At 65.0% G+C, this 21,255-nt stretch carries 20 protein-coding genes and 2 tRNA genes; 12 read left to right on the forward strand and 10 right to left on the reverse strand.

Annotation, left to right across the window (positions count from 1 at the left end; all coding sequences use genetic code 11):
• Nucleotides 1-19 precede the first annotated feature (19 nt).
• From trxA to J0J06_RS04625, 3 genes are read left to right on the forward strand one after another with little or no spacing between them, the layout of a single operon-like run.
• Nucleotides 20-343: a thioredoxin TrxA gene (gene trxA, locus J0J06_RS04615; RefSeq protein WP_294040162.1), complete on the forward strand. Its 324-nt coding sequence runs from the start codon at nt 20-22 to the stop codon at nt 341-343.
• Between the two features lie 47 nt (nt 344-390).
• Complete coding sequence (locus tag J0J06_RS04620; RefSeq protein ID WP_294040163.1) at nt 391-1,068, forward strand: lysoplasmalogenase; 678 nt, start codon at nt 391-393, stop codon at nt 1,066-1,068.
• A complete protein-coding gene (locus tag J0J06_RS04625; protein ID WP_294040164.1) occupies nt 1,043-1,474 on the forward strand; it encodes a DUF488 family protein in 432 nt (143 codons plus the stop codon). The genes J0J06_RS04620 and J0J06_RS04625 overlap by 26 nt, the downstream gene beginning before the upstream one ends.
• Here the strand turns inward: J0J06_RS04625 and J0J06_RS04630 are convergent.
• A complete protein-coding gene (locus J0J06_RS04630; protein WP_294040165.1) occupies nt 1,464-1,814 on the reverse strand; it encodes a DUF952 domain-containing protein in 351 nt (116 codons plus the stop codon). The two genes, J0J06_RS04625 and J0J06_RS04630, sit on opposite strands and share 11 nt — an antisense overlap.
• Nucleotides 1,811-4,525, reverse strand: coding sequence for a DNA gyrase subunit A (gyrA, locus tag J0J06_RS04635; RefSeq protein WP_294040166.1), 2,715 nt, complete (start codon nt 4,523-4,525; stop codon nt 1,811-1,813). Before gyrA ends, J0J06_RS04630 begins: the two co-directional genes overlap by 4 nt.
• A gap of 236 nt (nt 4,526-4,761) precedes the next feature.
• Between gyrA and J0J06_RS04640 the strand changes: the two genes are divergently transcribed.
• A complete protein-coding gene (locus tag J0J06_RS04640; protein WP_294040167.1) occupies nt 4,762-6,042 on the forward strand; it encodes a hypothetical protein in 1,281 nt (426 codons plus the stop codon).
• Nucleotides 6,043-6,093: 51 nt separating this feature from the next.
• Here the strand turns inward: J0J06_RS04640 and J0J06_RS04645 are convergent, their stop codons facing one another.
• Nucleotides 6,094-6,561, reverse strand: coding sequence for an Lrp/AsnC family transcriptional regulator (locus tag J0J06_RS04645; protein ID WP_294040168.1), 468 nt, complete (start codon nt 6,559-6,561; stop codon nt 6,094-6,096).
• Nucleotides 6,562-6,739: 178 nt separating this feature from the next.
• On the opposite strand from J0J06_RS04645, the gene J0J06_RS04650 reads away from it, so the two are divergent.
• Together J0J06_RS04650 and J0J06_RS04655 are read left to right on the forward strand one after the other, a co-directional pair.
• Nucleotides 6,740-8,374 (forward strand): HAMP domain-containing sensor histidine kinase, encoded by a 1,635-nt coding sequence (locus tag J0J06_RS04650; protein ID WP_294040169.1) that lies wholly within the window; start codon nt 6,740-6,742, stop codon nt 8,372-8,374.
• A gap of 1 nt (nt 8,375) precedes the next feature.
• Nucleotides 8,376-9,395 carry a polysaccharide deacetylase family protein gene (locus J0J06_RS04655; RefSeq protein WP_294040170.1) on the forward strand — a complete coding sequence of 340 codons (1,020 nt, stop codon included), beginning with the start codon at nt 8,376-8,378 and terminating at the stop codon, nt 9,393-9,395.
• Here J0J06_RS04655 and J0J06_RS04660 read toward each other — a convergent pair.
• Nucleotides 9,374-9,450, reverse strand: a tRNA-Ile gene (locus tag J0J06_RS04660). The genes J0J06_RS04655 and J0J06_RS04660 overlap by 22 nt on opposite strands.
• Nucleotides 9,451-9,621: 171 nt before the next feature.
• Between J0J06_RS04660 and J0J06_RS04665 the strand changes: the two genes are divergently transcribed.
• A tRNA-Pro gene (locus J0J06_RS04665) sits at nt 9,622-9,698 on the forward strand.
• 68 nt (nt 9,699-9,766) lie between these two features.
• Here J0J06_RS04665 and J0J06_RS04670 read toward each other — a convergent pair.
• On the reverse strand, nt 9,767-10,021 hold the full coding sequence (locus tag J0J06_RS04670) for a hypothetical protein (RefSeq protein ID WP_294040171.1): 255 nt from the start codon (nt 10,019-10,021) through the stop codon (nt 9,767-9,769).
• Between the two features lie 80 nt (nt 10,022-10,101).
• Nucleotides 10,102-11,505, reverse strand: coding sequence for a M20/M25/M40 family metallo-hydrolase (locus tag J0J06_RS04675; RefSeq protein WP_294040172.1), 1,404 nt, complete (start codon nt 11,503-11,505; stop codon nt 10,102-10,104).
• A gap of 187 nt (nt 11,506-11,692) precedes the next feature.
• On the opposite strand from J0J06_RS04675, the gene ettA reads away from it, so the two are divergent.
• Entirely contained in the window at nt 11,693-13,372 is a 1,680-nt protein-coding gene (ettA, locus tag J0J06_RS04680) for an energy-dependent translational throttle protein EttA (protein WP_294040173.1), read from the forward strand.
• Between the two features lie 67 nt (nt 13,373-13,439).
• A complete protein-coding gene (locus J0J06_RS04685; protein ID WP_294040174.1) occupies nt 13,440-14,159 on the forward strand; it encodes a sterol desaturase family protein in 720 nt (239 codons plus the stop codon).
• Nucleotides 14,160-14,165: 6 nt separating this feature from the next.
• Here the strand turns inward: J0J06_RS04685 and J0J06_RS04690 are convergent, their stop codons facing one another.
• The 4 genes from J0J06_RS04690 to J0J06_RS04705 form a co-directional block, all read right to left on the reverse strand.
• On the reverse strand, nt 14,166-14,435 hold the full coding sequence (locus J0J06_RS04690) for an acylphosphatase (RefSeq protein WP_294040175.1): 270 nt from the start codon (nt 14,433-14,435) through the stop codon (nt 14,166-14,168).
• A gap of 207 nt (nt 14,436-14,642) precedes the next feature.
• The gene (locus tag J0J06_RS04695; protein WP_294040176.1) at nt 14,643-15,026 is read right to left on the reverse strand and encodes a DoxX family protein; all 384 of its coding nucleotides are present in this window, start codon (nt 15,024-15,026) and stop codon (nt 14,643-14,645) included.
• A gap of 76 nt (nt 15,027-15,102) precedes the next feature.
• Nucleotides 15,103-15,588, reverse strand: a complete 486-nt coding sequence (gene greB, locus J0J06_RS04700) for a transcription elongation factor GreB (protein WP_294040835.1) — start codon at nt 15,586-15,588, stop codon at nt 15,103-15,105.
• A 3-nt stretch (nt 15,589-15,591) separates the two neighbouring features.
• Entirely contained in the window at nt 15,592-17,574 is a 1,983-nt protein-coding gene (locus J0J06_RS04705) for a lytic transglycosylase domain-containing protein (protein WP_294040177.1), read from the reverse strand.
• A gap of 78 nt (nt 17,575-17,652) precedes the next feature.
• On the opposite strand from J0J06_RS04705, the gene dapA reads away from it, so the two are divergent.
• The 3 genes from dapA to J0J06_RS04720 all read left to right on the forward strand — a co-directional run bounded on the left by dapA (nt 17,653) and on the right by J0J06_RS04720 (nt 21,227).
• Entirely contained in the window at nt 17,653-18,537 is an 885-nt protein-coding gene (gene dapA / locus J0J06_RS04710; RefSeq protein WP_294040178.1) for a 4-hydroxy-tetrahydrodipicolinate synthase, read from the forward strand.
• Nucleotides 18,538-18,567: 30 nt separating this feature from the next.
• The gene (smpB, locus tag J0J06_RS04715) at nt 18,568-19,053 is read left to right on the forward strand and encodes an SsrA-binding protein SmpB (RefSeq protein WP_146571008.1); all 486 of its coding nucleotides are present in this window, start codon (nt 18,568-18,570) and stop codon (nt 19,051-19,053) included.
• A gap of 143 nt (nt 19,054-19,196) precedes the next feature.
• Nucleotides 19,197-21,227: a M13 family metallopeptidase gene (locus J0J06_RS04720; RefSeq protein ID WP_294040179.1), complete on the forward strand. Its 2,031-nt coding sequence runs from the start codon at nt 19,197-19,199 to the stop codon at nt 21,225-21,227.
• The last annotated feature ends 28 nt before the right edge of the window (nt 21,228-21,255 follow it).

Consider the following 21,255-nt stretch of genomic DNA (forward strand, 5'->3'; position numbering starts at 1 on the left):
GGCGAAGGAGATTCCCCCTATGGGTACCGTGGCGATTACCGACGACAGCTTTCAGAACGATGTGCTCAATGCCGACAAGCCGGTGCTGGTCGATTTCTGGGCCGAATGGTGCGGCCCATGCAAGATGATCGGCCCGAGCCTGGAGGAAATCGCCGACGAAATGGGCGATCAGGTGACGATCGCCAAGCTCAACATCGACGATTATCCCGATGCGCCCGCCAAATACGGCGTGCGCGGCATCCCGACGATGATCCTGTTCAAGGACGGCGCGCCCGCCGCGACCAAGGTCGGCGCCGAGCCCAAAGGTCGGATCAAGGCATGGCTCGAGGGCGAGCTGGCCTGAACTGATCGGGGGTTGCGGCGCACGGGGCAGTGGCTCATCGTGCGCCGATGACCTCGAACTTGCCCAGATATTCGTTGCTGTTCGCCGCCGCATTGATCGCGGGGGCGAGTTTCTGGATCGGCGACAAGCAGATCGCGCATGGCGCGGCGGCCATTGCCTGGAAGGGTAGCGGGGTCGCGTTGCTCGCCTTGTGGGCCGCGCTGAACGCGCGCAGCCGCGACGGATGGCAGATCGCACTGGTGCTGGCGCTGGGCGCGATCGGCGACGTGCTGCTCGAACTCAGCAGGGACGCGGGGGCGGCGGCGTTTCTTGCGGGGCACATTGTAGCGGCCGCACTCTATTGGCGGCACCGGCGTACAGTGCAGTCGGCCAGCCAGACCACGCTGGCCGTTCTGCTACTCATGGGCACCCCTTTCATCGCTTTCCTATTGCCTGCCGACCGCGCCGCCGCGCCCTTGTTCGCGATCTATGCCCTTGGCCTCGGCGCGATGGCGGGGAGCGCCTGGGCGAGCAGTTTTCCGCGTTACCGGGTCGGGCTCGGCGCAGCGATGTTCGCCGCGTCCGACTTGCTGATCTTCGCGAAACTGGGTCCGCTCGCCACGTCGCCGCTACCCGGCTGGCTGATCTGGCCGCTCTATTTCGCCGGTCAGGCGCTGATAGCCTGGGGTGCGGTCACGACAATATTACGCTGGAAAGCCGATGACGATCTTCACCATCGGTTATGAAGGCGCGACGATGGAGGCGTTCCTTGCCGCGTTGCAGGCGGCGGGGGTCGAACAGGTGATCGACGTCCGCGCCGTGCCATTGTCGCGCAAGCCGGGCTTTTCGAAGAATGGCCTCGCTGCGACGCTGAAAGATGCCGGGATCGGCTATGTCCATCTGAAGGCGCTCGGCACGCCCAAGCCGGGGCGCGACGCGGCGAAGAAGGGCGACTGGCGGACGATGGAGCGTATCTACGCGAGCCAGCTCGAACTCCCCGAAGCACAAGCGGAGGCGGCGCAGATGCGCGCGCTCGCAGCCGAGAAACGGTCGGCGGTGCTTTGCTTCGAACGCGACCCCCATCAGTGCCACCGCACGATGCTGTTGCGCGAAGAAGGCGAGGGCGTGGAGGTCGTCGACCTTATCCCGTAACAGGCAGCTTCACCGCACCGTCGTCGCTGCGTTCGAGCGGCCCATAGGCAAGCACCGTGTCGAGCGGCATCGCGCCGTAGATGTGCGGGAACAGCGCACCGCCGCGCGATACTTCCCATTTCAGGGTTTCGCCGAACGCGGTCAGGTCGATCGCCGCGACCCACAGGTCGGTTTGCCCGGCGAAATGCTTGTCGACCGTCTCGGTAAGTTGATCCGCGGTCGACAGGTGGATGTAACCGTCCGCCAGATCGACCGGCGCGCCTTCGAACACATCCGCCTCCAGCGCGCGCATCTGTTCGGCGGTCAGCACCTTGTAGGCGGTGGTGGGGCGGTCGCTCACGCTTCCGCCTCGCCATCCTCCATCGGCGCGTCGGTTTCGCCCTCGTCGTCGCTTTCCTCGATCTTCGCCGCCGATACGACATGCTCGTCGTCGGCGACGTTGAACAGCCGCACCCCCGCCGAGCCGCGTCCGATCACGCGGAGCGAGTCCAGACCCATGCGGATCAGTTTGGCCTGGTCGGTGACGAGCATGAGCTGATCGGCCCGCGTTGCCGGGAAGCTGGCGACGACGAGGCCGTTGCGCGCGATATTGTCGATATTGGTGATGCCCTGGCCGCCGCGACCGGTGCGGCGATATTCGTAGGCTGAGGACAGCTTGCCGTAGCCGTTGGCGCAGACGGTCAGGATGAACTGCTCCTTGTTGGCCAGATAGGCGAAGCGCTCGTCGTCCATCGCGCGCGGCTTGCGGGTGCCGTCGGCATCGTCCGGCTTCCAGTCGGCATGGCGCAGATAATCCTCGCGCTCATCCTGATCGGTCACGCCGACCTTGTGGAGGATCGACAGCGAGATCACCTCGTCGCCCTTGCCAAGGCGCATGCCGCGCACGCCCGTCGAGTTGCGCGACTGGAATTCGCGCACGTCGTCGCCGGCGAAGCGGATGGCCTTGCCCTGGCGCGTCGCGAGCAGGACGTCGTCCGATTCATCGAGCAAGGCGACGCCGATCAGCCGGTCGTCCTCGTCCTCGCCCTCGAACTTCATCGCGATCTTGCCGTTCGACGGCACGTTGGTGAACGCATCCATCGAGTTGCGGCGCACCGACCCCTTGGCGGTCGCGAACATAACGTGGAGCTTGGCCCATTCCGCTTCGTCCTCCGGCAGCGGCAGGACGGTGGAGATCGTCTCGCCCTCCGCCAGCGGCAGCAGGTTGATCATCGGCCGTCCGCGTGTGTTGGCGCCGCCTTCGGGCAAACGCCACACCTTCATCCGATAGACGCGGCCCAGCGTGGAGAAGAACAGCACCGGCGTGTGCGTGCTGGTCACGAACAGTTCGGTGACAGCATCCTCGTCCTTGGTCGCCATGCCGGCCCGGCCCTTACCCCCGCGGCCCTGCGCGCGGAAGGTGTCTAGGCTGGTGCGCTTGATGTAACCCTGCATGGTGACGGTGACGACCATCTCCTCGCGCTCGATCAGGTCCTCGTCCTCAATCCCGTCGGCGGCAGCGGCGATTTCGCTGCGGCGCGGCGTCGCGAACTGTTCGCGGACGTCGATCAACTCCTCGCGGAGCACTTCGTAGAGCCGCGCGCGATTGGCGAGGATTTCGAGCAGTTCGGCGATCGACGACGCCAGTTCCTGCAACTCGCCGCCGATCTCGTCGCGGCCGAGCGCGGTCAGGCGGTGGAGACGCAAGTCGAGGATCGCGCGGACCTGGAGGTCGGACAGGCGATACGTGTCCCCGGTAATCTCGGTTTCGACCGCTTCGACCAGCTTGATGTACTGTGCGATCTCGCCGATCGGCCATTCGCGCATGAGGAGCGCGTTGCGCGCTTCGACCGGGCTCGCCGAGCCCCGGATGATGCGGACGACCTCGTCGAGGTTGGTGACGGCGATGACCAGGCCGAGCAACAGGTGCGCGCGGTCGCGGGCCTTGGCCAGTTCGAACTTCGAGCGGCGCGTGATGACCTGTTCGCGGAACTGGATGAACGCCTGGATGAAGTCGCGCAGATTGAGCAGTTCGGGCCGTCCGCCGCGAATCGCCAGCATGTTGGCGGGGAACGATCCTTGCGCCGGGGTATGGCGCCAGAGCTGGTTGAGCACGACCTCGGGTGTCGCGTCGCGCTTCAGCTCGATGACGACGCGCACACCCTCGCGGTTCGATTCGTCGCGGACGTCGCTGATCCCCTCGATCCGCTTGTCCTTGGCGGCCTCGGCGATCTTTTCGACGAGGGCATTCTTGCCCTGCTGGAACGGGATTTCTGTCAGCACGATCGAGCGCTTGTCGCCGCGCCCTTCCTCGATCTTGTAGCGCGAGCGCAGGATGATCGAGCCGCGCCCGCTTTCGTAGGCGGCCCGCGCGCCGGAACGGCCAAGGATGATCGCGCCGGTCGGAAAGTCCGGCCCCGGCACGATCTCCATCAGTTCCTCGGTGGTGATCGCGCCATTGTCCATATAAGCAAGGCACGCGTCGATCACTTCGCCGAGGTTATGCGGCGGGATGTTGGTCGCCATGCCGACCGCGATGCCGCCGGCACCGTTGACCAGCAGGTTGGGGAAGCGGGCGGGGAGGACCGATGGTTCGTTTTCCGACCCGTCATAGTTGGGAATGAAATCGACTGTATCCTTGTCGAGATCCTCCATCAGGAAGCTGGCGGGCTTCGCCAGACGCGCTTCGGTGTAGCGCATTGCGGCGGGCGGATCGGGGTCCATCGAGCCGAAATTGCCCTGGCCGTCGATCAACGGCAGCCGCATCGACCAGTCCTGGGTCATGCGCGCCAAGGCGTCGTAGATCGCGGTGTCGCCGTGCGGGTGATACTTGCCGATCACGTCGCCGACGATGCGCGCCGACTTGCGATAAGGGCGGTTGTAGTAGAATCCACTTTCCTGCGCGGAGAACAGAATGCGGCGATGGACCGGCTTCAACCCGTCGCGCACGTCGGGCAGCGCGCGGGCGACGATCACGCTCATCGCATAGTCGAGATAACTCGTCTTCATCTCGTCGATGATCGAGATGGGGGTAATGTCCGAAGGGTCGGCGAGGATCGTCTCGTCGGTCAAATCTCTGTGCTTTCAGGTGACGTTGCAGTTCAATGACGATCTTAGCCGCTCGGGCGGCGGATGTCACGCGTACGCGCGCCCGCGCGCGGGGGACGACTGACGCACGTTCGCAATCACCCCATTCAATCCGCGTTCAGCCCCAGAACCCCAATTGCACGGCCGACGCGCCTTGAACGTGCCGCTTGCGCTTACTAGAGCGGTGCAGAAGGGCCGGGGCGCCCATGAGGAGAGTTTCGATGAAGAGGATTTCGACCGCTGTGCTGACCACGATGCTGGTCACCGGCGCGGCCGGCGTGACGATGGCGACGCCAGTTTTCGCCAAAAAGAAGGAAGAACCGGCCAAGGGCCCGGCCTACACGCAGGCAGTTGCGATCGCTGCACAGAAGGCGAAGGCCGCGTTTGCCGCGAAGGATATGGCTGCGGCCGAAGCAGCGACCGTGGAGGCGGAAGGTGCCGCCAAGACCGACGACGACCGGTATCTGGCGACGTTCCTGCGCTATGCGCTCGTGTCTCAGAAGATTGCCGATGCCTCGACCGGCACCAATGGGGCGTTTGACCCGACCCCGATGATCGCTCCGCTCGATTCGCTGATCGCTAATCCAGCGACGCCGGCCGATCTGCGCCCCCAGTTCGAATATAGCCGCGCGACTATCGCCTATGACCAGAAGAACTGGGCGCTCGCGACGCAATTGTTCACAGCGGCGCAGACGCACGGATCGACGCAGCAGAATCTGCCGCTCTACCTTGCGAAGGCTAAGATCCAGGGCGGCAATGCGGCGGGCGGCATGGCCGATCTCGATGCGCTCTATGCGAGCGGAAAGCCGCAGACCGAAGATCTCTTTAAATACGCGATCAACACGTCGTATCAGGCAGGGCTACGCGCTGACACACTGAAATGGATACAGCGCTGGGTAACGGCCTATCCAACCGAAAAGACTTGGCGGGACGCGATCGGTTTCTACGCTTTGAGCGCAAAGCCGATGGCTAAGCTCGACAAGCGGCAGCGCGTCGATTTGTTCCGTCTGATGCGCCAGACCAAGTCGCTCGCCGACCAGGCCTATTACGAGGAATATGCCCAGAGCGCCGGTGATATCGGCCTGCCCGATGAAGCCAAGGCGGTGATCGACGAAGGCAAGGCGAACGGGCGGATTCCGGCCGTTCCGAGTTCGGCGATCAAGGGGCTGGCGACCGACGCGGCGGCGCAGATAGCGGCGGAAGGGTCGTTCGATTCGCTCGAGAAGAAGGCTGCGGCGGCCCCGACCGGACCGCTGTCCGCTCAGACCGGCGATGCCTATTTCGGTCGCGGAAATTACGCCAAAGCGATCGCACTGTATAAGCAGGCGCTGTCGAAGGGGGGGGTGAATACGGACGAGGTGAACACGCACCTTGGCATGGCGTTGGCGATTTCGGGCGACAAGGAAGGGGCGAAGGCTGCTTTCACCGCAGTAACGGGCGCGCCGCGCAACGAGATCGCCGCGTTCTGGATGATCTGGCTCGACCATCCGCCGACGAGCTGATTCGTCCGGCTGGGTCCGAAACGGGGCGGTCAGCGATGGCCGCCCCTTTTTTCATTCGTCGCCGACCGGGATACCCGGCTGATGTTTCGACGTGCGAATCGTCAGCGACGTCTTGACGCTGGCGACGTTGGGAGCGGGGGTCAGGTGAGTCGTCAATATGTCCTGGAACGCCCGCAAGTCGCTGGCGACGATCTTCAGGATGAAGTCGATCTCACCGTTGAGCATGTGGCATTCGCGGATTTCGGGAATGGTCGCGACATGCGCCTCGAACGCGGCGAGGTCGCGTTCGGCCTGGCTCCTGAGGCTGACCATCGCGAACACGGTGATGGGATAGCCGAGCGTCGCCGCGTCGAGTTCGGCGTGATAGCCCTTGATCGCGCCGGTTTCTTCCAGCGCCCGGACTCGGCGCAGGCAGGGCGGCGCGGTCAACCCGACGCGGTCGGCGAGGTCCACATTGGTCATGCGGCCATCGTCCTGGAGCAAGGCCAGAATCTGCCGGTCAATGCGGTCCAATGCCATTCGCTTTCTCTCCGGTATTTTTCGGCGCACAGAGCCTTGCTCAAGCATAATAAAATTGCGGGCCGACGCAATCGTCCCACATTGCGACGCGCCAAAATGAACCGTTTAAACTGCGGCCCGACGAGGTTAAGCAATCGTTACGGTGCCGCACGAATAGCGGGCCGGAAGGTGGGGGTCCTTGCGCTTCGACGATAGCCTCGGCACGGTTCTGGGCGCGGACATTGCGACGCCGTTCGGCGCGCAATCGGCGTGGCGTCAGCTGACCGACCTGATCGGGCGCGGCCGAGCCGACGCGACGCCCGATGCATTGGCGCGACTGCGGGCGATCCGTGCTCAGGTACCCGCGACGGTGCGCGCCGCCAGCGCCCGCAACCTGGTCTTCGCCGAGCCGCCCGCCGCATTGGTGCGCCTGTTCGGCGAGGACGAGCCGTCGATCGCCGCGCCGGTGCTGTCGACGGCGCGACTCGATTCCGACGATTGGCTCGCGATCATTCCCGACCTGCCCCCCGCGTCGCGATCGTTGCTTCGCCACCGCCGCGACATGCCGGCGCAGGTGGTCCGCGCGCTCGCAAGCTACGGCGCGGCCGATTTCGCCTTGCCGCAGCCCGATGAACAGCGAGTCGCGATCGAAATCGACGAACCCGCGGCCGTCGTGCCCTTGCCGGCGAACGACGCCGCGCCGCTCGATCCGACGGGGCCGTTCGCCATTGCCGAACTGGTTGCGCGACTCGACGCCTATCAGCGCGATCATGGCGATCTCAACCGGCCGCCGCGACCGATCGCCGAAAGTCCATCGGCGGCGACCGATCGTTTCCGCTTCGAAACCGATGCCGCCGGTACGATTCGCTGGGTTGAAGGAGTACCCCGTGAGCCGTTGATCGGCGTGCGATTGGGTGCAGGGCCGATCCAGGTCGATGGCGTCGTCAGTGGCGCGTTCCGCCGCCGCGCGGCCTTCACCGACGCGCGTCTGGTGATTGCGGGGCAGTCGATCGTGTCGGGGGACTGGCAAATCTCGGCTACGCCGGCGTTCGATCGCGCCAATGGCCGGTTCGTCGGGTATCGTGGAGTCGCGCGCCGCCCGCGCGCTGACGAGCGGGCGGAGCCGATCCGGCGCGGACAAGCCACGGCCGAGGCGTTCCGTGCGCTGGTCCACGAGCTTCGCACGCCGACCAACGCCATTTCCGGCTTTGCCGAAATGATCGAGGCGCAAGTGCTCGGCCCCGCACCGGAGCCCTATCGCGAACGCGCGGCGGCGATCCGCAACAGCACGCGCGAACTGCTCGACGCGATCGACGATGTCGACACCGCGGCGCGACTCGACCAGCAAGCGCTGGTGTTGCGGCCCGGCACGGTTGCGATCGCGCCGTTGCTGTCGCGCGCCGCCGCCGACCTTGAACCGTTGATGCGGCTGCGCGGCGCCGTGGTCGAGGTCGATCGCGGGCCGCCCGGTCTTGGCATTCTGGGTGATGAGATGGCGGTCTCCCGCATCGTCAGTCGCTTGTTGGGCCTTGCCGTGTCGGCCAGCGCCCCCGGTGAGCGGCTGGTCGTCGTGGCGGGGCAGGAAGGCGAGATGGCGGCGCTCGCGATCGATCGTCCGCGTGCTTTCTCAGCGCTTCCCGGTGAGGCGCTGTTCGCGCTCGACAGCGAGGATCAGGGCGAAGGAGCCGCTTTGCTCGGCGCCGGTTTTGCGCTCAGGCTGGCGCGGAGGCTCGCCGTCGAGCTGGGCGGCGGGCTGACGATCGGTGAGGATCGCTTGACTTTGCGCCTGCCCGCGGCGTTGGATCACGACGTGGGGCAGCTTTCCTCCAAGTAACGTGACGGGCGAGTCCCCTTCGGCGCCGGGCTTTCGCCCGCATGCGCCCGCATCCGCGGATCTGATCGACTGGCCCGACGCGTTCGGCACGCGTTTCGTCGTGCTGGTCGATGTCGAGGAGGAGTTCGACTGGTCCCGGCCGTTGTCGCGCGACAACCGCTCCGTCGGCGCGACCGCCGCGCTGCCCGGTGCGCATGCCCGATTCGGCGCGGCTGGCGTTCAGCTGGCGATGATGGTGGATCATCCGGTCGCGACCGACCAGGCTGCGATCGACCGGATCGGCCCGTTGTTGACGGGCGGAAGTATGGTTGGAGCGCAGCTCCATCCCTGGGTCACGCCGCCGTTCGACGAAGCGCTGACGCCGCGCAACAGCTTTGCGGGCAATCTGCCGCTTGGCCTGGAAGCGGCCAAGATCGACCAGTTGACCGAGGCGATTGTCGCGGCGTTCGGGAGCCGCCCGGTCGCGTACCGCGCCGGTCGCTACGGAATCGGGCCGGCGACGTTCGATGTCCTTGCCGATCGCGGCTATCGCCTCGATTGCTCGATGCGTCCGGGGTTCGACTATAGCGCAGAAGGCGGTCCTGATTTCGGCGCGATCGGTAATCACGCGTTCCGGGCTGGGCAACTGATCGCGTTGCCGTCGACCACCGTCTTCACCGGAATGGTGCGACGGGGTGGCCTCGGACTCTACCGCTCGAGCGGCCACGTGCCCAAGGGTCGCGCCCTGCTGGCGCGCACAGGCTTGCTCGAGCGCATTCCGCTGACGCCCGAAGGCATCCCAGCCGCTGCGGCGCTGGAGGCTGTGCGCGTTGCGGTGGGCGAGGGGGTGAGGGTGCTCAGCTTCGCGTTCCACTCACCGTCACTGGCGCCGGGGCACACGCCCTATGTTCGTGACGAGGCCGACCTCGCCGCTTTCTGGCGCTGGTGGGATCGGGTGCTGGCCGAACTCGACCGGCTGGGCGTGCGGCCGTGCGGGCTGGCGGAGTTGATCGACGCGGCTGGTGGGCCCGGCAGGACTTGAACCCGCAACCTAGCCGTTATGAGCGGCCAGCTCTAACCAATTGAGCTACAGGCCCCACCCGCCGCGCGCACGAGAATAGCGTGAGCTATTTTCGAGACGCGCAAGGACGGCCAGCGCAGCGCCGCTGCGGCTGACGGCGCGGCTTTGCCGCGACGGATATCGAAACGCAAGTTTTCGGCGAGCCGCTTGCTATTGCCGGCCGAGCGCGGCAAAGCCCGCCCCGCGTCGGGGAGTGGCGCAGTCTGGTAGCGCGCCTGCTTTGGGAGCAGGATGTCGCAGGTTCGAATCCTGTCTCCCCGACCATCCCGCCTTTCGTCGCACGGCGAGCGTCCCCACAAATGGAAACGCCCGGTGCAATTTCAGATGGACGCTTACTTCTTCTTCGCCGCTTCAGCCTCGGCGCGAATGCTGTCGACGCTGCTGTTGTAGGTTACGGTCGCGGTGTTGGTCGCGTTGACGGCTGCGGCGTTGGCCGCCACGTCCGCTTCGTTGTCGAGCGCGGCGGCCTGATTGGACAGGTCGGTTTCCACCGCATTGGCGGCATTGTCCGTTGTCGGCGCGGGCTTGCTGCAAGCAGCGAGAGTTATCAGGCCGGCGGCGGCGATGGCGAAAGCGAACTTCTTCATACTATGCTCCCGTTGGAAACCAGGGTGCAGGGATTAGCCGCCCCGCGGTCGGGGTCAACTCCGATCAAGCGCAACCGCGCTCAACCGCCCTTGGGCGTCACCTTCTCCCAATTCTCGGGCGCGTTGGCGACGATCCACAGCATCGTCGTCCAGACTGCGACATTCTGGCGGAGCTGATCGCGGTCGATCTTGTCGAGCGTATCCTCCGGCGTGTGGTGCCAGTCGAAATAACGCGTGCCGTCCTGGCCGAGCGTGATCGATGGCCAGCCGAACTTCAGGATCGGTTCGACGTCCGTGCCGCCGCCTGCCGGGTCCTTGCCCCTGACGATTCCCAGCGGAGCGAGCGCCGCGCCGAGCCGGTCGCCGACCGCCTTCGCGCTGTCGGGCAGGTTGACGTTGAAGCGCCAGACATTGTCCGCGCCGAAATCGCTTTCGGAGGCCAGCGCGAATTTCTCGTTGGCGTGCGCCTTGGCATAGGCCTCTCCGCCATAGCCGCCGGGTTCCTCGGCCCCGAACCACACGACGCGGATCGTGCGGCGCGGGCGCGGGCCGTCGAGCAGTCGCTTGGCCGCCGCGGTGGTGATGGCGACACCCGCGCCGTCATCGATCGCGCCGGTGCCGATATCCCAGCTATCGAGATGCCCGCCGATCACGATGACACCGGCGCTCGGATCGGTGCCTGGCACCTCGGCGACGACATTACCCGATTCGGCGTCGGGCATCGTCTTGGGCGTCAGGACCAGCTTCAACGTCACTTTGTCGGTGCGCTTGAAGATGCGTTCGAGCTGTTCGGCGTCGGCGACCGACAGCGCGGCGGCGGGGATCGGCGTCACGCCGGGCGTCCAGTTGGTGCCGCCGGTGTGCGGCCAGCGTCCCTTGTCGCTGCCGATCGAGCGGATGACGATCGCCGCGGCGCCTTTCTTGGCGGCGACGTTCGGTCCGATGAAGCGCGCGGCACCGAAAGCGCCATAACCGCTGCCGTCCTGCGCCGCCTTCATTTGGTTGGAAACGAATGCGATCTTGCCGGTGAGACTCCCGTCAGGAGCGGCGAGCAGGTCGTTGAAGGTCGGGAAATAGACCACCGGGGCCGTGATCCCCTCCGGCGGCGTCGCGCCCGAGCGGCCGAGCGCGGCGAGCGTCAGTTTCTGCGGGTACGGGCCGACGACCTCGGCCGTTTCCACGCCACGCACCCAGACCGGCATCGTGTAGGTCTCGATGTGGACATTCTTGAAGCCGAGTGCCTTCAGCTTGACCACCGCCCAGGCCCGCGCGCGCGCCTCCGCTTCGGTCGCCGCCAGCCGCGGTCCGACTTCGGTCGTCAGCCCTTCCAGCACGTCCCACGCGACATCGTCCTTCAGCGCGGCGTCGCGTGCCTTTGCGACAGCAGGATCGACCGCGACCGATGTGGTGGGCATCGTGCGCTGGGCGATGGCGGGGACGGCGAGGGCCAGGGCGGCCACGGACAACATCAGGGCAGGGCGCATCTACTACCTCCGTTCGCCCTGAGCTTGTCGAAGGGCGTGTGACTATGCGGATGGCTTAGTAGCTGACCCCGTGCTTCGACAAGCTCAGCACGAACGGTTTTGTTTTGCGCGGGCGTTTGCGAATCCCGTATCCAATCGCTATCTGGCGCGCGACTTTCCGACAGCCAGATTCCAACCGGAGACCCCCGTGGCCGCCCAATACGCTTTTGTCATGAAGGACATGACCAAGACCTTCCCCGGCGCCCCCAAGCCGGTGCTGAGCAACATCAACATCCAGTTCTATCAGGGCGCCAAGATCGGCATCGTCGGCCCGAACGGCGCGGGCAAGTCGACGCTGATGAAGATCATGGCGGGCGTCGACAAGGATTTCACCGGCGAGGCGTGGCCCGGCGAGAACATCACCGTCGGTTATCTGGAGCAGGAGCCGGAGCTCGACCCGACCAAGACCGTGCTGGAAAACGTCAAGGACGGCGCGCGCGACGTGGCCGACATGGTCGATCGCTTCAACGCGATCTCGGCGGAGATGGGTGACCCGCAGGACGACACCGATTTCGACAAGTTGATGGAGGAAATGGGCGAGCTTCAGACCAAGATCGACGCGGTCGACGGCTGGACGCTCGACAACCAGCTCGAACTGGCGATGGAAGCACTGCGCTGCCCGCCGGGCGATAGCCCGGTCCAGAACCTGTCGGGCGGTGAAAAGCGCCGCGTCGCGCTTACCCGTCTGCTGATCCAGAAGCCGTCGATCCTGCTGCTCGACGAACCGACCAACCACCTCGACGCCGAAAGCGTCGAGTGGCTCGAAAATCACTTGAAGGAATACGCCGGCGCGGTGCTGATGATCACCCACGACCGCTATTTCCTCGACAATGTGGTCGGCTGGATCCTCGAAATCGATCGCGGCAAGTATTTCCCGTACGAGGGCAATTACTCGACCTATCTCGAGAAGAAGTCGAAGCGGCTGGAGCAGGAGGAGCGCGAGGAATCGGGTCGCCAGAAGGCGATCAAGGATGAACTCGAATGGATCCGACAGGGCGCAAAGGCGCGCCAGACCAAGTCGAAGGCGCGTATCGCGAAATTCGAGCAATTGGTCGAAGCGCAGCAGAATCGCACACCGGGAAAGGCGCAGATCGTCATCCAGGTGCCCGAGCGTCTGGGCGGGAAGGTGATCGAGGTCGAGAACCTGTCCAAGGCGTATGGCGATAAATTGTTGTTCGAGAATCTGTCGTTCACGCTGCCCGCGGGCGGGATCGTCGGCGTGATCGGCCCGAACGGCGCGGGCAAATCCACCCTGTTCAAGCTGATCACCGGGCAGGAACAGCCCGATAGCGGTACGATCGAGGTCGGCACCACCGTGCGGCTGGGATATGTCGACCAGAGCCGCGATCACCTCGATCCGACGAAGAACGTCTGGGAGGAGATTTCGGACGGGCTCGATTACATGAAGGTCAACGGCCACGACCAGTCGACGCGCGCGTACGTAGGCGCTTTCAACTTCAAGGGCGCCGACCAGCAGAAGAACGTCGGCAAGCTGTCGGGCGGCGAGCGCAACCGCGTCAACATCGCCAAGATGCTGAAGCGCGGCGGTAACGTCCTGCTGCTCGACGAACCGACCAACGACCTCGACGTCGAAACGCTGGGCGCGCTCGAGGAAGCGATTGAGAATTTCGCCGGCTGTGCGGTGGTCATCAGCCACGACCGCTTCTTCCTCGACCGCCTCGCGACGCACATCCTGGCGTTCGAGGGGAATTCGCACGTGGAGTGGTTCGAGGGGAATTTCGAGGCGTATGAGGAAGACAAGCGGCGTCGTCTGGGCGATGCGGCGGATCGGCCGACCGCGTTGGCATACAAGAAGCTGACGCGATAGCCCCAAGGGGTCGCCAGAAAGAATTCGATATGTTACTCCAATAGCCTCGGCTGTTGGGGAACTGTCGATGACGATCTATCACTATATCGTAATTGGCGTGTTCGCAGTGTTTGCGCTCGCCGACTGGTTGGGGCGGCGGACCGAATTTCCTGACGTGCGTTACTGGCGCGTGATGGGGATCGTTTCCGCGATCCTGTATTTCACGATCGCCACGCTCGCGCCGTTCGTGTGGGACGAATTCTTCGGCGCGCATCAGTTGATCGACGGGTCGAAGCTGCCGTTCTGGGCGCAGGTGGTCAGCGGTTTCCTGGTCCTCGAATTCGGTATCTATTTCTGGCACCGCGCGATGCACAGTTGGGACCCGTTGTGGCGCGTCACCCACCAGATGCATCACGCCGCCGAACGGATCGACGTGTGGGGAGCATACTATTTCCACCCGGTCGACATGGTGGGCTGGTCGCTGCTCGGGTCACTGTGTCTCGTCTGGATTTTCGGAATGGCGCCTGAGGCGGCGTTGGTCGTCGCGGTGCTGACGACGATCCCCGGCATTTTCCAGCACCTCAACATCCGCACGCCGCACTGGCTCGGCTATTTCATCCAGCGCCCCGAAAGCCACCTGATCCACCATCAGCGCGGGGTCCACGCGTTCAACTATGGCGATATTCCGCTGCCCGACATGATCTTCGGCACGTTCAAGAATCCGCGCGAATGGGAAGGGCAAAATGGCTTCCATCCGGGGTCCACGATGCAGATCCCGGAGATGCTAGCGTTCCGCAAGATTTCCTAACGGGATTCAGGCGGTGAACCGTTTCGTAAACCCCTTCACCGGCTGGCCCGCCTCCACGAACGCCTCGACATGGTCGATCCGCGCGAGCGGGGGGCCTTCGCGGACGGCCTCGACCAGGGCGGCGACGGCGTCCTCCTCGCCGGAAGCCAGGATTTCAACCGTTCCGTCCTGGCGATTGCGCACCCAGCCGGTGACGCCAAGCGCCTGCGCCTTGCGGATGGCATAGTCGCGAAAGCCGACCTGGTGAACCTTGCCCGACACCACGACCCGCTGCATCACGCCCATATACTTTGATCCCTTCACCCGACGACGGGATGACCCCGCTCGTCGCCGAAGGTGCTATCATCGTTCGCGAAAAGCCGAAGCGGCCCCGCACGACCATTCGCCGCGCCGATGGTGCGGTTCGGCGGGACCAGAGCAGGAAGCGCGCCGAACCGATCGGTTGCTAATTAACATCGCGGCCTTTTCAGCGCGATGTGCGACTTATGCCGCCTTGCCGCGTGCTGCATCGACACTCCACGGTCCGGCGCCCGCCGCGGCGATGAACAGGAAGATGAAGCAATAGAGCATCGCCGCTTCGCCCATATTCACAGCGGGGAAGAAGCTCTTGGGGGCGTGAACCATGAAATAGGCGGCCGCCGACATGCCCGACACGACGAACGCCGCCGGACGCGTGAACAGGCCGATCACCAGGAGCGCGCCGCCGACCAGTTCGATCGCGCCCGCGGTATAGAGCAACGGATTGAGCGGCATCGGAAAGGGCGGGATGCCGAAATATTTCGACACGCCATGCTGCAGGAAGCCGAGGCCGGCGACGATACGGAGCAGCGACAGCAATCGCGGCGACCAGCTTGCGGGAATGGGCATCAAACCTCCTGTTATTACAAGAGCAGACCTAGGGCATGTTTGGCCCGACAACCATCCAACGAACGGAAACGCTTCGTTACGCGGACGGATAGGTGATCGCGATCACCTCATATTCCTTCTCGCCAGCCGGTAGCAGGACGCGGCGCAGGTCGCCCACCGTGGAGCCGCGTAGCGCGCGGGCGAGAGGAGAACCCCAGCCGACGCGGCCTTGCCCGGCATCGCCCTCGTCGTCGCCGACCAGGGTCATCGTGCGGTGGTTGTCGTCCTCATCGGCGATGGTCACGGTCGCGCCGAAGAACACACGGGACCGGTCGGGCGCCGCGGCGGGATCGACGACCTTTGCCTCCTTCATCCGCTTCGCTAGCCAGCCGAGCCGCCGGTCGATCTGGCGCAGCCGTTGGCGGCCGTAGATGTAGTCGCCATTCTCCGACCGGTCGCCGTTCCCCGCCGCCCAGGAAATCACTTCGACCAGCTTGGGTCGCTCGTCGCCGAACAACTGGTCATATTCCGCGCGCAGCGCCGCAAAACCGGCGGGCGTGATATAGTTGGGACGATCGGAGATGGTTCAGCCTGGCCGCTTGTTGCCGAGATACCAGCTAAGCCGCGCATTCCCCGTCGAAGTCGCGCGCTGCGGGTTTATCAAGTCATAGACTACCGCGTTTTCGAGCACATGCTGGACGTACCGCTTGGTCTCATCGAACGGAATCGCCTCGATCCAGTCGATCCAGTCGACCGCGCCAGTCCGTGGATCGCCGTTCGCTGCGAGCCATTTATTCACGTTGCCGCCGCCAGCGTTGTAGGCGGCGATCGCCAGCGGATAGCTGCCGTAACTATTATACAGCCGCGCGAAATAGGCGGTGCCGATCTGAATGTTGTAATCGGTACTGCTCAGCAGCATGCCCGAATCCCAGGCAAGTCCGAGCTTGGTTGCCTGTTCGCGGCCCGTCCCCGGCATCAGCTGCATGACGCCGCGGGCGCCGGCGCGGCTAATGAGGGCGGGGTCGAACTGGGATTCCTGGCGCATGATGCCGTGCGCGACGCTCCAGCTGCCTGTCGCGCTGGCGGGAATGTTGACCGTCGGGAAGCCAGCCAGCGTATATTCGCTGACGCCGTTGAGCAGTGCGCTGCGCCCGACCATCACCGCCAAGTCGGGGCGGCTGAGCATCCGCGCGAGTTCGGCGGCGAGGACGTGGTCGGCCTCGGTCGTGGCGTTGTTGGCGATCTGGCGGACGAACGCCGATTGCTCCTCATGCGCGCCTATTGTGCCGAGGAACTGCGCAGCGCGGACGATTTCGCTCTTGTAGAAAGCGGTCCGCACGGCGGCATCGACCGGGCGGTTGATCGCGTCGGTCGGCGGGGTCATCGCCAGGCCGAGGCGCTCCGTCGCTAGCTGGCCGTAGAACTGGTCGCGATAGGCCGACGCACGAGTCAGGTAGGTCCTGGCGTCCTCCTTGCGACCCGCAGCCTCTGTCGCGCGGGCGGCCCAGTAAAAGCCCTTCGACTTGAGCGCGGTCGAGCGCGAGCCGCCGGTATAGCGGACGAACATCGGCGCGGCGTCGGCCGGGCGGCCCAGCCGCTTCATCGCGGCCTGCCCGGCGAGCCAGACGAGGTCGGTATAGGGATCGCGCTCGCCATAAGGGCGCAGCGACACGTCGGTGCCTGCGGGATAGGCGTCGTCGACCTGGCTCGCGATCGCATAGGCGGTGCCGGAATCGCCCGCCGCCAGCGCGGCGCGGGCATTCTTGAGCAGCAAGTCGAACCAGCGATCGGGGTCGGTCGGCAATTTGGCGAAATTGTGTGGCCGCGCGAGCAGGGAGCGCGCCGAGGACGCCGCGCCCGAATTGGTCAGCCAGATCGCCTTGTCGGCGAGATAGCCGGGATCGCCCGCGCCGATCGCGTCGGCCCCGCCCGCACCCGGCGCGCCGGTGCGCAGATCGAGCCGCGCCTGGAACAGCGGGCGAGCGGCGGGGCTGGTCAGCAGGATCTGGCGCGACGCCGCGCTCGTCTGACCCTGCCACAGCAACTGGTCCATCCGCGCATCGTGATCGGCCGGGGTCAGCGCGTCCGAGAAGGTCGTCAGCACGATAGATTCGTCGGCGGTCGACAGCGGTCCCGTCACCCAGCCGGTGCGCGCCGCGTTCTTCGCCTCGTCGCGCGCCCCGGTGTTGTTAAGGGCCTGCGCGAAACGCACCCATGCGGTCGCGTTCTGCGGCGGGTACCGGCGGAAAAAGGCGATGGCGGTCGACGCCGAGAAGTTCCCCTGGCCCAACGCCGCTTCGGCATTGCGGCGCATCACCGTCTCGCCCGGCCAGCCCGGATGCGCGAGCAGGAAGCGCGCATAGCTGTCGAACGGCGCGTTGTTGGTCTGGCTCAGCGACCGCCATTCGGTGATCGCTGCCGACAAGGCGGCGTTGGCCGTCGGATCGCCGCTGGTTCCCGCCAACCGCGCCTTCGCCCAGTCGAACTGATCCTGAAACGCATAGCTCGTCGCGGCCATGCCCGACAAAAAGGTGGCGGTGAGTGCGGTCTTGATCCAAGGCGCGATCATGTGGACAGCATATAGCGCAGCCTTCTATCTGTCAGGTGAATAAACCGCGATTTGGCCGCGGATAAGGAGCTTTTAGGCATGTTTTCGGGATCGATCCCGGCGCTGGTCACGCCGTTTGCGGCGGACGGAAGCTTCGTCGAAAGCGCGTTTCGCGAATTGGTGGAGTGGCAAATCGCCGAAGGATCGGCGGGGCTGGTTCCCGTCGGCACCACCGGCGAAGCGGCGACGCTGACGTTCGAGGAGCACTTCAACGTGGTCCGCGTCTGCGTCGATCAGGCGAGGGGCCGCGTGCCGATCCTGGCCGGGGCGGGGTCGAACGACACGCGCGTCGCGATCGGCAACGTCCGCGCCGCCAAGGAAGCCGGTGCCGACGCCGCGCTGATGGTGCCGCCTTATTACAACCGCCCGAGCCAGGAGGGCATCTTTCGTCATTTCGAGGCGATCGCGACCGAAACCTCGCTACCGATCGTGCTCTACAACGTGCCCGGCCGCACCGTGACCGACATTCAGCCAGCGACGATGGCGCGGATCGTCAAGGCGTTCCCGGGCACGTTCATCGGGGTGAAGGACGCCACCGGCAGCCTGGGGCGCGTGACCGAGCAGCGGCTCGGCTGCGGGCCGGATTTCATCCAGTTGTCGGGCAATGACGAGACAGCGCTGGCGTTTAACGCGATGGGTGGGACGGGGTGCATCTCCGTCACCGCGAACGTCGCGCCGCGGCTGTGCGCCGATTTCCAGGTTGCGTGGGCGGCGGGCGATGTCGCGAAGGCCCGGGCGTTGCACGACCGGCTCTATGCGCTGCACCTCGCGATGTTCACCGACGCCTCGCCCGGACCGGTCAAATATGCGCTAGGCAAGGTGAAGCCGGAGTGGCCGCTCCATTTGCGCCTGCCGATGACGCCTGCTGGCGAGGCGGCGCGGGCGGCAGTGGATGCGGCGATGGCGGGGGCAGGGCTGGCCTAACCGCCGCTTCGCGCCTACATGCGCGCTCCCATGTCTCGTCCCAAGCCTGCTACGTTCGATAAGAAGAAGATCGTCGCCGAGAACCGGCGCGCGCGGTTCGATTATTCGATCGACCAGACGTTCGAGGCCGGGATCGCGCTGACGGGGACCGAAGTGAAGTCGCTGCGGTTCGGCGAGGGGTCGATCGCGGAGAGCTATGCCGAGGTGTCGCCCGACGGCGGGGTATGGCTGATCAATTCAAACATTCCCGAATTCAGCCACGGCAATCGCTTCAACCACGAACCGAAGCGGCCGCGCAAACTGCTGATGCACGAGCGCGAGATCAACAAGTTGCATGGCGCCGTCGCGCGCGAGGGCATGACGCTGGTGCCGCTGATGATCTATTTCAACTCGCAAGGCCGCGCGAAGCTCGAACTGGCGCTCGCCAAGGGACGCAAAGCGCACGACAAGCGCGAGCATATCAAGGAACGCGACTGGAAGAAGGAAGCTGGTCGCATCATGCGTGAACGCGGCTGACGACGGGGTGTCGTCGCGCTGAAACATGCGCGATTCCGGGCGATTGACTGGGCGTATCACCGGCGTAAAACACGCCGCGTCATAACAAAGGGGCGCGGCCGTCCAACCGCTATCCCGACATGCCCCCAGTAAGGATTCGCTCCATGAAGCCCATTACCTTCGCGCTCCTCGCCGCCACCGCCTTGGGCGGAATAGCGGTCGCGCAGCAGACCGTCGCCGCCGCCCCCGCTGCCGCTGGGAAGCCGACCTTCGGTACGTTCGGTATGGACACCGCCGGCATGGACAAGTCGGTCGCGCCGGGCGACAATTTCTACGATTACGGCAATGGCCTATGGGCGAAGAACACGCCGATCCCCGCGGACAAATCGAACTACGGCTCGTTCAACCTGCTCAGCGACCTGTCTGAAGAGCGGACCAAGGGTATTCTGGAAGGCGTCGCGAGCGATTCTAAATCTAAGATCGGCGTTGCCTATTCTACCTATCTCGACCGCCCGGCGATCGATGCGAAGGGCATGGCGCCGATCGCGCCGTGGCTCGGCAAGATCAAGGCCGCGACCAAGGCGACCTACCCAGCCTTGCTCGCCGAGGCTGGGCGCGCGGGGATCGGCGGTCCGTTCGGCGCGTACGTCGGGCAGGATGACAAGAATCCCGAAGTCTATGCGCTCGGCCTCGTTCAGTCGGGCCTGGGTCTGCCCGACCGCGACTATTATCTGTCGACCGATGCAAAGCTTGCTCAGGCAAAGGCCGCGTATCAGGCGCATATCGCCAAGGTGCTGACGATGGCGGGCGAAAGCGATGCCGATGCGCGCGCCAAGGCGATCGTCGATTTCGAAACCGCGATCGCGCAGGTCAGCTGGACTCGCGTCGACAGCCGCGACGCGGACAAGACCTACAACAAGATGAGGGTCGCGGACTTGCTGAAGTCGGCGCCGGGCTTCGACTTCGCGACGTATTTCAAGGATCAGGGGGCGCCCGTCGATTCGGTCATCGTGGCGCAGCCGAGCGCGGTCGCCGGCATCGCGAAGCTGGTCGCCGACGCGCCGATCGGGGTGCTGCAGGACCAGTTGCTGGTGCGAAGCCTCGACAATTTCGCCGACGTGCTGCCCAAGCAGTTCGACGACGAGCAATTCGCTTTCTATGGCAAGACGCTGTCGGGCACGCCCGAGCAGGAGGCGCGTTGGAAGCGCGCGGTGCAGTTCACCACCGGCTCGCTCGATGACGAGGTCAGCAAGATCTACGTCCAGAAATATTTCCCGCCCGCGACCAAGGCGGCGGCGGACAAGCTGGTGAAGAACATCATCGCGGCGATGGGCGCGCGGATAGACAAGCTGACCTGGATGGCGCCCGAAACCAAGAAGAAGGCACACGAGAAGCTTGCCGCCTTCACGCCAAAGATCGGCTATCCGTCGAAGTGGAAGGATTATGCAGCGCTGACGATCACCAAGGGCGATGCGTTCGGCAATAACTGGCGCGCGAACGAGTGGCAGCACAATTACAATTTCGGCCATCTCGGCAAGCCGTTGCAGCGCTGGGAGTGGGGGATGACCCCGATGACGGTGAACGCCTACGCCAATTTCGGCATGGTCGAGATCGTGTTCCCCGCCGCGATCCTGCAGCCGCCCTTCTTCGATCCGAACGCCGACCCGGCGATCAACTATGGCGGGATCGGCGCGGTGATCGGCCACGAACTGTCGCACCATTTCGACGATCAGGGCGCGAAATACGACAAGACCGGCAAGCTGACTCAGTGGTGGACGGATGCCGATGTCGCCGCGTTCAACAAGCTCGAAGCGGCACTTTCCGCGCAATATGACGCATACGAACCGCTGCCGGGCAAGCACGTCAACGGAAAGCTCACGCTGGGCGAGAACTCGGCCGACCTGGCGGGGCTGTCGGTCGCGTATGACGCCTACAAGACATCGCTGGGCGGCAAGCCCGCGCCGGTGCTCGACGGTTTCAGCGGGGACCAGCGTTTCTATCTCGGCTGGGCGCAGGTGTGGCGCCGCAACTATCGCGAGCAGAACCTGCTCCAGCGGCTGCTGACCGACCCGCATAGCCCGAGCGAACAGCGCGCCAACATCGTGCGGAACATGGACCCGTGGTATGCGGCGTTCAATCCGACCGAGGGGCAGAAGCTCTATCTGTCGCCGGCCAACCGGGTACGAATCTGGTAATCTGGAACCAGTCGGAAAAGATAGCGCC

The sequence above is a fragment of the Sphingomonas sp. genome (assembly GCF_017304615.1).
GTDB lineage: Bacteria > Pseudomonadota > Alphaproteobacteria > Sphingomonadales > Sphingomonadaceae > Sphingomonas.